We start from the raw sequence: 12,999 nt of genomic DNA on the forward strand, positions 1-12,999 counted from the left end.
GCTTGCTGGCGATCAGAGCCACCGCCGATACGGTGTTGTATCAACAATCGCATCGCCAGCAAGGGCTAGGCGCCCCCCAAGCCCCTACAGGTCATGCCACCGGCCGCTTCTACACGTTCCGCTGCCCGACCAACTCAGCTATCTCGATCAGATTCAGGTCAGGGTCGCGCAGGTACACCGAACGGATCGGACCCGTGGCGCCGGTGCGCATCACCGGTCCTTCGATGATCGGCCAGCCGACCCGCTGCAGGTGCGCGATCACCTCGTCCAGAGGCTGGCTGGCGATGAAGCACAGGTCCAGCGAACCCGGCACCGGCAGGTGGGCCTTGGGCTCGAACTCCTTTCCACGCACGTGCAGGTTGATCTTCTGGTTGCCGAAGCAGAACGCCTTGCGGCCATTGCCGAAAGTCTCCAGGCGCATGCCCAGCACCTCGACGTAGAAGTGCGTGGTCGCGTCGGCGTCGGTAGCGGTCAATACCAGATGATCCAGGTGGTCGAGCATGGTGGTCTCCGTGTTCGGTGATGACTTACTGGCCGGCTGCGTTGGCGGCCTGGGCCGCTTCGATCAGGTCGCTGCCGATCTTGCCTTCGTATTCTTTCCAGATCGGCCGCATGACTTCGCGCCACTGTGCCCGCTCCTCGTCGCTGAGGGTGATCAGCTCGTGCTTGCCGCTGGCCAGGATCTGCTCCTTGTCCTTTTCGTTGAGCGCCAGCGCCTGGCGATTCACCTCGACGGTGACCTCGTCGATGATGGTTTTCAGCTCTCCGCGCACATCCTCTGGCAGGCCGTTCCAGAATGCCGCGTTGGTGATCAGCATGTAGTTGCCGACGGCATGGTTGGATTCGATCATGTACTGCTGCACTTCATAATGGCGCTGGCTGTAGATGTTCGACCAGGGGTTGTCGGAGGCGTTGATCACCCCGGTCTGCAGGCCCTGATAGATCTCCGCGAAGGCCATCTTGCGCGGCACCGCACGCAGTGCGCTGATCTGCGCGGCCTGCAGGTCCGAAGGCTGCACGCGAAATTTCATGCCCCGGGCGTCGCTCGGCACGTGCAAAGGCTTGTTGGCGGTGAACTGGCGCATGCCGTTGAGCCAGTAGGCCAGGCCAAGAATGCCGTTGTTCTCCAGGCTGTGCAGCAACTCCTGGCCCTTGGCCGACTGCTCGAAACGCTGGGACGCAGCCGCGTTGTCGAACAGGAACATCAGATCGAAGATCTGCACCCGTGGCTGATACTTCTCCAGCTTCACCGGCGCAGGCGCCAGCAGTTGCACGTCACCGAGCAACAGCGCCTCCATCTCCTTGCCATCGCCGAACAACGAAGAGTTCGGGTACACCTCCACGCGCGCCTTGCCCGCCAGGCGTTCCTTGACCAGTTTCTGCAGCATGCGCGCGCCCTGCCCCTTGGGCGTCTGGTCGGAAGCGACGTGGGCGAACTTGATGACGATTTCTTCGGCCTGCGCGGCGCCGCCGAAGGCCATGGCGGTGGAAAGCAGCACGCAGGACAAGCTGCGCGAGAGTAAGCGGGACATGAGGCGATCTCCTGTTGTTGTTAGTGCGGCGGGTCAGTGCCCTGCCGGATGCCTTTGTTCGCGACGAACTCTACTGCAGCGCCGAGGGCGACTAAATTCTTGATTGGCCAAGCCTGCCTTCGTGGTTGCCGAAGGCAGAGCCGCTAGCGAGATGATCGACCATCTGCCGAGCGATCAACGAGAGGTTGTCGTAGTGCCGTACACAGATGTTCAACTCGCGGATCGCCCAGGCATCCTCGATCTCCACGGCACGTACCGCCATGCCCGGCAGATAGGTGCGCACCGCCTGCTCGGGGAGGATGCCGATCCCCATGCCGGTGTGGATCATTCGGCAGATCGCCTCGAAGCTGCGTACCTGGATGCGCACCCGCAAATGCGCGCCTACCTGCTGCGCGGCCTCGCTGATCAGGGCGTGCAGCGACGCCTCTTTCTGCAGGCCGATGAAGTCGTAGCCCACGGTCTCCAGTAGCGTCACCCGTTCTCGGGTCGCCAGGGGATGCTCGCTCGGCACCACCAGCACCAGCCGATCGCGGCGGTAGGGAAAGACCTGCACGCCATCGGCCTGCACATGGCCGGCGAAGATGCCGATATCGGTCAGCCCCTCGCGCACGGCGTGGACGATCTCGCTGCTGACCCGCTCTTCCAGATCGATACGAATCTGCGGGTGCTGGGCGGTGAAGGCGCTGAGGTCCTCGGGCAGAAAGGCGATCACCGCCGAGGTATTGGCGTGGATGCGCACATGGCCGTTGATACCTTCGCTGAACTCGCTGAGGTCGGCCTGCATGTGCTGGATGTTGTCCAGCAGGTTGCGTGCGTGGTGCAGCAGCGCATCGCCCGCTGGCGTCAAGGCTACGCCCTTTGGCTGGCGATACAGCAACGGCGTGCGCAGGTGCGCTTCGAGGTCGCTGATGCGCTTGCTCACCGCCGCCAGCGCCAGGTGCTCGCGCTCGGCGGCCCGGGTCAGGCTGCGCTCATCGGCAATGGCCACGAACAGCTTGAGGGTCAGAAAATCCACGCGCATGGCAAGCTCCGCTTCGTGATTGGCGAAAGGCTCACCGCAGCGGCTGGCGCCGGGCAGGAGCGGCAACACCATAAGCCTTCGCGAGATACGAAGCCAGACTTGACGATTGACTGATTGCGGCCAGGCCCGCCGTGGGCGATGCTCGCCGCCATCGACCCAAGTCATCGGGAATTCGCACATGTCTGTCGACTCAACCGTTACACCCATGGCCCTGGCCGGGCTCAAGGTCATCGAAATGGGCCAGCTGATTGCCGGCCCGTTCGCCAGCAAGATGCTCGGCGAGTTCGGTGCCGAGGTGATCAAGATCGAACCGCCAGGTATCGGCGACCCGCTGCGCAAATGGCGCAAGATCAAGGACGGCACCTCGCTCTGGTGGCACGTGCAGTCACGCAACAAGCAGTCACTGACCCTCAACCTCAAGGAAGCCGAAGGCCAGGACATCGTCCGCCGCCTGGTCGCCGAAGCCGACATCCTGGTGGAGAACTTCCGCCCCGGCACGTTGGAGGAATGGGGCCTGGGCTGGGACGAACTGTCACGCATCAACCCGCGGCTGATCATGCTGCGCATCTCCGGCTATGGGCAGACCGGCCCCTACCGCGACCTACCAGGCTTCGGCGTGATCGGCGAAGCCATGGGCGGCCTGCGCCACCTGTCCGGCTACCCCGGCCAGGCGCCGGTGCGGGTCGGGGTGAGCATCGGCGACTCGCTGTCATCGCTGTATGGGGTGATCGGCGTACTGCTCGCCCTGCAGGAGCGCAACCACAGCGGCCAGGGCCAGCAGATCGACGTCGCCCTGTACGAATCGGTGTTCGCGATGATGGAAAGCCTGGTGCCCGAATACGATGCCTTCGGTTACGTGCGGGAACCGGCCGGCAGCGCCTTGCCCGGTATCACGCCCTCCAACTCCTACCCGTGCAACGACGGCAGCTACGTGCTGATCGCCGGCAATGGCGACAGCATCTACAAGCGTCTGATGAACCTGATCGGCCGCACCGATCTGGCCGACGATCCGCGCCTGGCGCAGAACGACGGGCGCAGCCAGCACGCCGAGATGATCGATGCCGCCATTGGCGAATGGACTGCCCAGCGCGGCCGCGATGAGGTGATCGACGCGCTCAAGGGCGCGCGGGTGCCAGCGGGCTATCCCTACACCGCCGCCGATATCGTCAGCGACCCCCATTACCTGGCCCGGCAGATGATCGAGACGGTAAGCACCAGCGCCGGCCCGCTGAAAGTGCCGGGCGTGCTGCCGAAACTCAGCCGCACGCCAGGCCGCATCGGCGAAGGTGGCCCGCAGCTCGGCGAACACAGCGAAGAGATCCTCGCCGGGCTCGGCCTCAGCGACGAGCAGGTTCGCGGATTGCGCGAGCGCGGGATTATCTGAAGCCCTGTGTAGGGTGAACCGGGGCGCGTAGCTGACACTTTTCTCCAGCGACCGCCCTACGGTCGCAATGGTGGATGAAAAGAGCGTCATCCACCCTACGAGCTTTTACTTGCAGCTTGTAGCTTGCCACTCCAACCGTAGGATTCAGTCATGACCAAACGCCTTTACATCCAAGACGTCGCCACCCGTGACGGCTTCCAGATCGAAGCGGCCTTCGTGCCGAGCGAAGCCAAGATCGCCCTCATCGACAAGCTGTCGCAGACCGGCCTGGCAAAGATCGAAGTCACCTCGTTCACCTCGCCCAAGGCGATCCCCAACCTGCGCGACGCCGAAGAAGTGATGCGCGGCATCCAGCGTGTCGACGGGGTGGAATACACCGTGCTGGTACCCAACGTGCGCGGCTGCGAACGGGCGCTTTCGTGCCAGGTGGACGAGATCAACCTGGTGATGTCGGCCAGCGACACCCACGGCCTGGCCAACCTGCGCATGACACCGGAACAGTCCCTGGCGCAGTTTCGCGAGATCATCGAGGTCACTCGCGGCAGCGCGGTGTTCATCAACGCCTCGCTGTCGACCACCTTTGGCTGCCCCTTCGAGGGCGCGGTGCCCGAGGTGCGCGTCCATGAGCTGACCCAGCGCCTGCTCGATCTCGGCGTGCAGGGCGTGACCCTCTGCGACACCACCGGCATGGCCGATCCCGCCCAGGTCGAACGCATCTGTCGCGAGTCGCTGCAGCGCTGGCCCGAGGTGGTGTTCACCGCGCATTTTCACAATACCCGTGGCATGGGCCTGGCCAACGCCCTGGCAGCGCTGAACGCCGGTATCGACCGCTTCGACGCATCGCTCGGCGGGCTCGGCGGCTGCCCCTATGCGCCGGGCGCCAGCGGCAATATCTGCACGGAAGATCTGGTGCACATGTTCCAGCGCATGGGCCTGGATACCGGTGTGAATCTGGATGCCCTGCTGGCCGCCGCTGCCACCCTGCCTGGGCTGATCGGCCACGACGTGCCAGGTGCGATCCTCAAGGCCGGCACATCAGAACGCCGTTATCCGAAACCGAAATGGATGAGCGAGGCGAGCGCCTGATCGCGGATGTGGCGGTTATTCCACCGCCATCCCCGGGTATCGCTGCGCTCAACGCCGGGCTACATGCTGGATGTAGGAGCCCGCTTGCGGGCGAAGCGATTGCGGCCATTTAGCCCAAGCCGCATCACGGCCACCAATCGCCGGCAAGCCGGCTCCTACCGGCTCATTCATTAGCGAGCGCGTGAACGCGGCTTTCAATGCCCCCCGCCCGACTCCGCTGCGCCCTTGGCCGAGAACGGTGGTTTGGCCAGGTAGATGATCAGAATCAGGCCAAAGAACAGCCAGCCCATCAGCGTGAAGTAATCCACGGTCGAGAGCATGTAGGCCTGACTCTCCACCACCCGGTCGATCTGCAGGTAGGCCGATTGCGAGGCGCCGCCGAGCTGCTCCAGATACTGGTGGGTGGCCGGATCGTAGGGCGTGACGTGCTCGGTCAGTTGCGCGTGGTGATAGATCTCCCGGCGATGCCAGATCCAGGTGGTCAGCGACGACGCGAAGCTACCGCCCAGTACGCGCAGGAAGGTGGCCAGGCCGGAGCCGTCGGCGATGTCCTTCGGCGGCAGGCTGGAGAGCAGGATGCTGGTGGTGGGCATGAAGAACAGCGCGATTCCCAGGCCCATGAACACCTGCACCTCGGCGATATGCCGATAGTCCACCTCGGTGTTGAACGAGGCCCGCATGAAGCACGACGCGCCAATCACCAGGAACGATCCGCCAGCCAGCAGGCGCAGGTCGAACTTGTGCGCGTACTTGCCCACCAGCGGCGACAGGAATAGCGGCAGGATGCCGATCGGCGCTGCCGCGAGCCCGGCCCAGATCGGCGTGTAACCCAACTGGGTCTGCAGCCACTGCGGCAGCAGCAGGTTGATGCCGAAGAACCCGGAGTAACCGAGCACCAGCGCCAGGGTACCGAAGGTGAAGTTGCGGTACATGAACAGGCGCAGGTTGATGATCGGATGCTGATCGGTCAGTTCCCAGATCACCAGCGCCACCAGCGAGACCACCGACACGGCCGTACCGATCTGGATGAAGGTCGACTCGAACCAGTCCAGGTCGTTGCCCTTGTCGAGCACCACCTGCAGCATGCCGACCCCCAGCACCAGCAACGCCAGGCCAATGTAGTCGATGGGCTGGTGGACGATGGTTTCCGGCCGTTTGCGCAACTGCGCCCAGACCACGAAGGTGGCCAGAATGCCGATCGGTATGTTGATGAAGAAGATCCACGGCCAGCTGTAACTGTCGGTGATCCAGCCGCCGGCAATCGGCCCGATGATCGGCGCGACCACCGTGACCATCGCCAGCAGCGCCAGGGCCATGCCCCGCTTGGCGCTGGGGAAAATCGCCAATAGCAGGGTTTGCGCCATGGGATACAGCGGGCCGGCGACCAGCCCCTGCAGGGCGCGGAACACCACCAGTTCGGGCATCGAACGGGCGATGCCGCAGAGAAACGAGGTGATCACGAACAGCACCACCGCGGCGAGGAACAGCTTCACCTCGCCAAAGCGCCGCGCCAGCCAGCCGGTCAGCGGCAAGGCGATGGCGTTGCACACGGCGAACGAGGTAATGACCCAGGTGCCCTGCTCCGAACTGACACCCAGATTGCCGGAAATGGTTGGCAAGGCGACGTTGGCGATGGTGGTGTCGAGCACCTGCATGAAGGTCGCCAGGGAGATGCCGATGGTGGCCAGCAGCATGCTGGCCGGGCGAAAGTTGGCGTCGCTCATGTCAGCCCCGAGCCGTGGAGGCCTGGGCCGGGCCATTGGCGTGGATGATGCGTTCGATCAGCGCATCGGCCTCGACCAGCGGCGCGTCGTAGACGGCGGTACTGAAGCGCGGTTCACTCGGCATCTGGGTGGACAGCTGGGCACCGCTCTGGTCGTGCAGGTCCACGGTTACCGCGGTGGACAGGCCGATGCGCAGCGGATGGCTCTGCAGCGCTTCTTCGTCCAGGCGGATGCGCACGGGCAGACGCTGCACGATCTTGATCCAGTTGCCGCTGGCGTTCTGCGCCGGCAGCAGGGAGAAGGCGCTGCCGGTACCTACGCCGAGGCTCTCGACGTGGCCCTGATAGGTCACTTCATCGCCATAAAGATCGGCCTCGACGGTCACCGGCTGGCCGATGCGCATCTCGCGCAGCTGGGTTTCCTTGAAGTTGGCGTCGATCCAGATTTCATGCAGCGGCACCACGGCCATCAGCGCGGTACCGGGCTGAATGCGGCTGCCGACCTGCACCGAACGGAGTGCCACGTAACCGCTGACCGGTGCCACCAGGGTGCTGCGGGCGTTGTTGAGAAAGGCCTGGCGCAATTGTGCGGCGGCACTTTTCACGTCCGGGTGGGAAGCGATAACGGTGTCATCGACCAGCGCCTGGTTGGTGTCCAACTGCTGCTGGGCGGAGGTCAGCGCACTCTGCGCGCTGCTCAGGGTGTCCTGGGCGTGGGCCAGTTCCTCACGGGAAATCGCGCCTTTGCTGGCCAGGGTCACGCGTCGCTGATAGTCGGCCTTGGCGCGCTGCACGTCGATCTTGCGCGAGGCCACCTGGGCCTTGTAGCTGTCGACGTTGCTGTACAACCCGCGCACCTGGCGCACCGTACGCGCCAGGTTGGCCTCGGCGCTCTGCTGGGCCACCTGGGTATCGGCCGGGTCCAGCCACACCAGCGGCTGACCGGCTTCGACATAGTCACCGTCATCCACGGCGATGCGCGTGACGGTGCCGGTGATCTGCGGGGTGATCTGCACCAGATTGCCGCCGACGTAGGCGTCGTCGGTCTCTTCGTAGAAACGGCCGTACAGCTCGTGGTAGGCGAAGATCGCCACGCTGCACAGCACGACGATGACGCCGAGGCCCAGCAGCAGGCGTTTGCGCTTGCCCGAGTTAGGGGCGGCGGGAGTGGCTTGAGATTCGGTCATGGCGAGTACTCAGCGTGCGGAAGTGGATGACGGAGCGGCAGCCTCGAAGCCACCACCCAGGGCCTGCATCAGCAGCACCGACGCGTCGATACGCTCGGCACGCAGATTGGCCAGTTGACGTTCGCTCTGCAGCAGTTGCTGCTCGACGCTCAGCGCATCGAGGTAATTGCCGATGCCATCGGCATAGCGCTGCATGGCGATGTCGTAGGAACTGCGGGCGATGTCACGGGCCCGTTGCTGCTGCTCGATCTGCTGCTCGAGGGAGCGAATGCGGCTGATGCCGTCACCGATATCGCCGAGCGCGCCAACCAGGGTCTGGTTGTACTGCGCCACGGCCACGTCGTAATCGGCGTTGCGCCCAGCCAGCGCGGCGCGCCGAGCGCCACCGTCGAAGATCGGCAGGCTGAGAGCCGGGCCAACGCTGAAGAAGCGGCTGGCACCACCGAACATGGCATCGCCGAGCAGCGACTTGCTGCCAGCGGCAACGCTCAGATTGAGGTTGGGGTAGAAATCGGCCTTGCTGGCATCGATATCGCGGGTGGCTGCCTCGACGCGCCAACGGGCGGCGACCAGGTCGGGACGACGGCCAAGCAACTCGGCCGGCACGTTGGCCGGCAGGCTGACCGCCGTGGGGGCTATCAATTGCGGCCGGGGCAGCGTGGCACCGCGATCCGGGCCCTGGCCAAGCATCACGGCCAGGCGAATGCGCGCACTGTCGACCTGCTGGGTGGCGGCGGTCAGGCTGGCTTCGGCGGCGGCTTCCAGGCTTTGGGTCTGTTGCAACTGGTATTCGCTGTCGAGGCCGGCATCGACCCGGCTGCGGGCCAGGTCGAGCATGTCGCGGCTGCGCTTGAGGTCCTGCTCGGCAAGATCCTGCGTGGCGTAGGCCAGGCCGAGGTCGTTGTAGGCGCGGGTCACGTCGGCGGCCAGGGTCAGGCGCGCGCCCTGGCGATCCACCTCACTGGCACGGGCACGGCCCAGCGCCGCTTCCCAGGCGGCACGCTCGCCACCCCAGAGATCGAAGCGGTAGCCACCCTCTAGCGACAGACTGCGCAAAGTGCCGTAGCGCCCGCCCTGGCCGCTGGGGTCGTCGACCCGGGCGGAGCGTGAGCGGGTGACGTTGGCATTGGCGTCCAGGGTCGGCTGGCGCTGCGCATCGGCAGCCAGCACGGCAGCGTTGGCCTGGCGGGCACGGGCATCGGCGACCTGCAGATCCGGGTTGCTGCGCAGGGCTTCTTCGATCAGCCCGCTCAACTGCGGATCACCCAGGCGATTCCACCAGTCACTCGCTGGCCAGGCAGCCGGCGACAGGTTGGCGGTAAAGGTCTGCCCCTGCAGGCTGGCGGTATCCAGGGTATGACCTTCGGTATGCAGGCCCTCCTGCGAGGCACAGGCGGCCAGCAGCAAAGCACTGAAAATCAGGGTCAGTGGGGTACGCAACGGCATGGTGTTCATCATTCTCCTGGCACGTGCGGCAACGCATCGGCGGCCATCAGCATTTTTTTCAACAGGCGTTGGAATTCGTCGAGTTCGGTGCGGCTCAGGCAGCCGGTCAACTCATTGGTGGCATCCGCGGCGATCTGCGGCACTCGCACGCCGAGGGCATTGCCCGCCTCGGTGAGCGTGAGGCGCACCTGGCGGCGATCCTCCGAGCTGCGTTCGCGAGTCAGCAGGCCCTTCTGCTCCAGGCGGTCGAGCATGCGGGTCATCGCCCCGCTGTCGAGGCTGAGCAAACGGACCAGATCGGCGGGCGTGCTGGCGCGGTTCTGGCTGATCAGCAGCACCACCTTGAACTGCGCGGCAGTCACGCCGTGATCCACCAGATGGCGTTCCAGCATGCGGTCCTTGAGCTGATTGATCAGCGCAATGAGGTGGCCGGGTGAGTGCTGCAGCGAGAACCGTTCGCGGTCGAAATGTGGCATCGAAAATTACCTGCCCAGGCAGTGAATGCCATGCAGATTACTGCCCAGGCAGCGAATAACCCAATTACATTTCGTAATACTTGTTATCAACTTCAGAAATACTTTGAAATATTTGGTGGTTTTGAAAGGACTGCCCGGGGGTTCGATGGGTTCAGGGGAATTTGGCGGGGACGACTGTTACGGGGGTGATGGAGGGAATTGGAACGGTAGCGATTGCCCTGGGTGTCGCAGGCTCGACCCTGGCTGCGATCGGGTAGCCGGCGTCGAGCGTAGCGACACCCAGGGATTGGTTCAGACCCAGCCATTCCCTGGTCGCTCCGCCCTGCTCATTCCACGAAGGTGCAGAACGCCTCCAGGGGCAAGCGTTCGCTGACCAGTCGATTGACCGGCGCTTCAGGGTCGGCATAGCCCACGGCGATGGCGCAGTGCAGCATGTGCTCGGCGGGTATCTGCAGGAAACGCTCGACGCTCAGGTGGTAGCGCGCCCAGCAAGCCTGCGGGCAGCTGTCCAGGCCGTGCTCCTTGAGCAGCAACATCAGGCTCTGCTGATACATGCCCAGATCGGCCCACTGCCCCGGCCCCATGCAGCGGTCGACCGAAAAGAACAGCGCACAGGGCGCCTCGAAAAAGCGGAAGTTACGGGCGAACCAGGCCAGGCGCGCAGCCTTGTCTTCACGGCCAATGCCGAGCAGCGCGTACATCTGCTCGCCTACTTCGAACCGTGAGGTGCGATAGGGCTCTTGCAGCGGCTGCGGGTACACAGGGTAATCCGCAGGATCGGGCTGCGGATCGTCCTGCAGCCGCAGGGCGATGTGCTGGCGGAAACGCTCCAGCGCCTCGCCCTGCAACACATGGATGCGCCAGGGCTGCAGGTTGCCGCTGGAAGGCGCGCGGGCTGCCTGCTCGAGCAATCCGCGCAGCAGTTCAGTCGCCACCGGGCGATCCAGAAAGGCCCGTGTGCTGCGCCGCTCACGTAGTGCCTGGCTGACGTTCATCCGCTCTCCTCGCTGGTGATGAATAGCCCATCAAAACAAAGGCCGCCTCCTGATGGAAGCGGCCTGCGGTGCTGCACGAACGGTAGTCGATCACTGCGCCTGGTTGGACGCCTCGGCAGCCTTGATCAGGTCGGCACCGATATCGCTTTCGAATTTCTTCCATACCGGGCGCATGGCTTCGCGCCATTGTTCGCGTTGCTCTGGGGTCAGTTGGATGATCTCGCTGGTGCCCGCCTTGACGATGGCGGCACGAGCTTCCTTGTTGAGCTCGTCGGCCTGCCGGTTAACCTCGGCAGTCACCTCGACCATGATCGTGTCCAGCTCGCTGCGTACATCCTCCGGCAGGCTGTTCCAGAACTTGGTATTGGTGATCACCATGTAATCGATCAGGCCATGGTTGGATTCGGTGAAGAACGGCTGCACCTCATGCACCTTCTGGCTGAAGTAGTTCGACCAGGTGTTCTCGGTACCGTTGACCACCCCGGTCTGCAGGCCCTGATAGACCTCGGCGAAGCTCATCTTGCGTGGCGCGGCACGCAGCACCTTGAACTGCTCGTCGAGCACCGCGGAAGCCTGTACGCGGAATTTCAGGCCACGAGCATCCTTGGGCTCGTGCATCGCCTTGTTGGACGACAATTGCTTCAAGCCGTTGTGCCAATAGGCCAGGCCGGTGATGCCCTTGCCTTCCATGCTGGTCAGCAGTGCCTTGCCCTGCTCGCTGGCCTGAAAGCGGTCGACCGCCTCCATGTTGTCGAACAGGAACGGCAGGTCATAGATCTGGATCGGCTTGGCGTAGTGCTCGAACTTGGCCAGCGAAGGCGCCAGCAATTGCACGTCACCGAGCAGCAGCGCTTCCATTTCCTTGCCATCACCGAACAGCGAGGAGTTCGGGTAAACCTCCACCTTGACCCGACCTGGCAAACGCTCCTCGGCCAGCTTCTTGAACAGCAGCGCGCCCTGGCCCTTGGGTGTGTGCTCGGCAACCACGTGGGCGAACTTGATGCTTATGGGATCAGCAGCGTGCAACGCGCCAACCACGGAAAGCGACACAGCGCAGACCAGCGCCTTGAGGGATAGCTTGAGCATGGGTGTACCTCATCTTGTTTTTGTAGTTGGGCAGTCGTTCGAGCCACTGATTACTGTTTACAACGTTGCGATCCCTGCACGGAATTCACCATTGTGCAAAGGCGCGTTCAGCATCTCCGAACGCCGCCTAGTCCGCTGCCCCGGCACGCTCGGCGATGCGTCTGGCGCGGCCGACCACCGGTGCATCGACCATCTGTCCGTCGACCACGAAAACACCGTCGCCCCCCTCGCCGGCCTGCAGCACCCGGCGCGCCCAGGCCAGTTCCTCGGCCGAAGGCGCCAACGCCCGGTGCACCACGGCGACCTGGCTAGGGTGGATGCACAACAGCCCACCGAACCCCATGTCGCGAGCATCGCGGCTGGCGCGGTCGAGGCCGGCCTGATCCTGAATCGCCGGGAACACGCTATCCAGCGGAGCGGCCAGATTGGCCAGACGGCTGTGCAGCAGGATCGCGTAGCGCGCCTGATCGAGCATGCGCTCGGCCGCCGCAGTGCCGCTGTTCAAGCCCAGATCGAGCCCCAGATCCAGACCGCCGAACGACAATCGCTCCACGCCTGCCGCACTGGCGATGGCTGGCAGGTCATGCAGACCACGGGCGCTTTCGATGATCGGCCAGACCGGCTTGCCAGTTGCGGCAGCGCGCTCGCTCTGCGCCGCGCTTTCCACCTTGGGCAGCAGCACGCCGATGACGCCCGCATGGGCGGCGCAGAAGTCCAGATCGGCCTCATGCTCGGCATGCTCGGGCGAGTTGACCCGCACTCTCAGGCGCGCTTCTGGGTTGGCTACCAGGAACACCCCGAGGTTTTCACGGGCCTGGCGTTTGAGCGGTTCTTCGACAGCATCTTCGAAATCGACGATGACCGTGTCGGCACCGCTGGCCAGTGCCTTGGCGAAGCGATCAGGCCGGCTACCCGGTACGAACAAGGCGCTACGGATGGTTTGTCTGGTCATGGAATCTGCTTCCTGGCGTAAGACTTATTGTTTGGTGATACGGCCAATTGGTGGGCTGAAGCCCACCCTACCCGTATGCCTTTCGTAGGGCGGGCTTCAGCCCACAAAACC

At 64.2% G+C, this 12,999-nt stretch carries 12 protein-coding genes; 2 read left to right on the top strand and 10 right to left on the bottom strand.

All coding sequences use genetic code 11. The features are described 5' to 3' along the window. Positions 1–109: 109 nt before the first annotated feature. The 3 genes from ACT9T4_RS17730 to ACT9T4_RS17740 form a co-directional block, all read right to left on the bottom strand. Positions 110–502: a VOC family protein gene (locus ACT9T4_RS17730; protein ID WP_499118200.1), complete on the bottom strand. Its 393-nt coding sequence runs from the start codon at positions 500–502 to the stop codon at positions 110–112. 25 nt (positions 503–527) lie between these two features. Then, complete coding sequence (locus ACT9T4_RS17735) at positions 528–1,532, bottom strand: DctP family TRAP transporter solute-binding subunit (RefSeq protein ID WP_499118202.1); 1,005 nt, start codon at positions 1,530–1,532, stop codon at positions 528–530. A gap of 91 nt (positions 1,533–1,623) precedes the next feature. Continuing rightward, positions 1,624–2,553 carry a LysR family transcriptional regulator gene (locus tag ACT9T4_RS17740; RefSeq protein ID WP_499118204.1) on the bottom strand — a complete coding sequence of 310 codons (930 nt, stop codon included), beginning with the start codon at positions 2,551–2,553 and terminating at the stop codon, positions 1,624–1,626. A gap of 178 nt (positions 2,554–2,731) precedes the next feature. Here ACT9T4_RS17740 and ACT9T4_RS17745 point away from each other — a divergent pair, with 178 nt between their 5' ends. After that, a complete protein-coding gene (locus ACT9T4_RS17745; protein WP_499118206.1) occupies positions 2,732–3,937 on the top strand; it encodes a CaiB/BaiF CoA transferase family protein in 1,206 nt (401 codons plus the stop codon). 150 nt (positions 3,938–4,087) lie between these two features. After that, positions 4,088–5,023 carry a hydroxymethylglutaryl-CoA lyase gene (locus ACT9T4_RS17750; protein ID WP_042556096.1) on the top strand — a complete coding sequence of 312 codons (936 nt, stop codon included), beginning with the start codon at positions 4,088–4,090 and terminating at the stop codon, positions 5,021–5,023. 194 nt (positions 5,024–5,217) lie between these two features. Here ACT9T4_RS17750 and ACT9T4_RS17755 read toward each other — a convergent pair whose 3' ends face one another. From ACT9T4_RS17755 to ACT9T4_RS17785, 7 genes are all read right to left on the bottom strand, one after another. After that, positions 5,218–6,747 carry a DHA2 family efflux MFS transporter permease subunit gene (locus ACT9T4_RS17755; RefSeq protein WP_042556097.1) on the bottom strand — a complete coding sequence of 510 codons (1,530 nt, stop codon included), beginning with the start codon at positions 6,745–6,747 and terminating at the stop codon, positions 5,218–5,220. Position 6,748: 1 nt separating this feature from the next. Further along, a complete protein-coding gene (locus tag ACT9T4_RS17760; RefSeq protein WP_499118208.1) occupies positions 6,749–7,933 on the bottom strand; it encodes an HlyD family secretion protein in 1,185 nt (394 codons plus the stop codon). A 9-nt stretch (positions 7,934–7,942) separates the two neighbouring features. After that, the gene (locus tag ACT9T4_RS17765; RefSeq protein WP_499118210.1) at positions 7,943–9,388 is read right to left on the bottom strand and encodes an efflux transporter outer membrane subunit; all 1,446 of its coding nucleotides are present in this window, start codon (positions 9,386–9,388) and stop codon (positions 7,943–7,945) included. Continuing rightward, positions 9,388–9,855, bottom strand: a complete 468-nt coding sequence (locus ACT9T4_RS17770) for a MarR family winged helix-turn-helix transcriptional regulator (RefSeq protein ID WP_042556099.1) — start codon at positions 9,853–9,855, stop codon at positions 9,388–9,390. Before ACT9T4_RS17770 ends, ACT9T4_RS17765 begins: the two co-directional genes overlap by 1 nt. Before the next feature lie 326 nt (positions 9,856–10,181). Further along, complete coding sequence (locus ACT9T4_RS17775) at positions 10,182–10,850, bottom strand: nitroreductase (RefSeq protein WP_042556100.1); 669 nt, start codon at positions 10,848–10,850, stop codon at positions 10,182–10,184. Between the two features lie 90 nt (positions 10,851–10,940). After that, positions 10,941–11,936 carry a TRAP transporter substrate-binding protein gene (locus tag ACT9T4_RS17780; protein WP_042556101.1) on the bottom strand — a complete coding sequence of 332 codons (996 nt, stop codon included), beginning with the start codon at positions 11,934–11,936 and terminating at the stop codon, positions 10,941–10,943. 127 nt (positions 11,937–12,063) lie between these two features. Next, entirely contained in the window at positions 12,064–12,888 is an 825-nt protein-coding gene (locus tag ACT9T4_RS17785; RefSeq protein ID WP_499118213.1) for an HpcH/HpaI aldolase/citrate lyase family protein, read from the bottom strand. Between the last annotated feature and the right edge of the window lie 111 nt (positions 12,889–12,999).

Source organism: Pseudomonas sp. SZ40, assembly GCF_052958135.1.

Bases quoted from the DNA above. Each gene is read 5' to 3' on its own strand.
- ACT9T4_RS17730 (WP_499118200.1), bottom strand. From the start codon at position 502: ATGCTCGACCACCTGGATCATCTGGTATTGACCGCTACCGACGCCGAC.
- ACT9T4_RS17735 (WP_499118202.1), bottom strand. From the start codon at position 1,532: ATGTCCCGCTTACTCTCGCGCAGCTTGTCCTGCGTGCTGCTTTCCACC.
- ACT9T4_RS17740 (WP_499118204.1), bottom strand. From the start codon at position 2,553: ATGCGCGTGGATTTTCTGACCCTCAAGCTGTTCGTGGCCATTGCCGAT.
- ACT9T4_RS17745 (WP_499118206.1), top strand. From the start codon at position 2,732: ATGTCTGTCGACTCAACCGTTACACCCATGGCCCTGGCCGGGCTCAAG.
- ACT9T4_RS17750 (WP_042556096.1), top strand. From the start codon at position 4,088: ATGACCAAACGCCTTTACATCCAAGACGTCGCCACCCGTGACGGCTTC.
- ACT9T4_RS17755 (WP_042556097.1), bottom strand. From the start codon at position 6,747: ATGAGCGACGCCAACTTTCGCCCGGCCAGCATGCTGCTGGCCACCATC.
- ACT9T4_RS17760 (WP_499118208.1), bottom strand. From the start codon at position 7,933: ATGACCGAATCTCAAGCCACTCCCGCCGCCCCTAACTCGGGCAAGCGC.
- ACT9T4_RS17765 (WP_499118210.1), bottom strand. From the start codon at position 9,388: ATGAACACCATGCCGTTGCGTACCCCACTGACCCTGATTTTCAGTGCT.
- ACT9T4_RS17770 (WP_042556099.1), bottom strand. From the start codon at position 9,855: ATGCCACATTTCGACCGCGAACGGTTCTCGCTGCAGCACTCACCCGGC.
- ACT9T4_RS17775 (WP_042556100.1), bottom strand. From the start codon at position 10,850: ATGAACGTCAGCCAGGCACTACGTGAGCGGCGCAGCACACGGGCCTTT.
- ACT9T4_RS17780 (WP_042556101.1), bottom strand. From the start codon at position 11,936: ATGCTCAAGCTATCCCTCAAGGCGCTGGTCTGCGCTGTGTCGCTTTCC.
- ACT9T4_RS17785 (WP_499118213.1), bottom strand. From the start codon at position 12,888: ATGACCAGACAAACCATCCGTAGCGCCTTGTTCGTACCGGGTAGCCGG.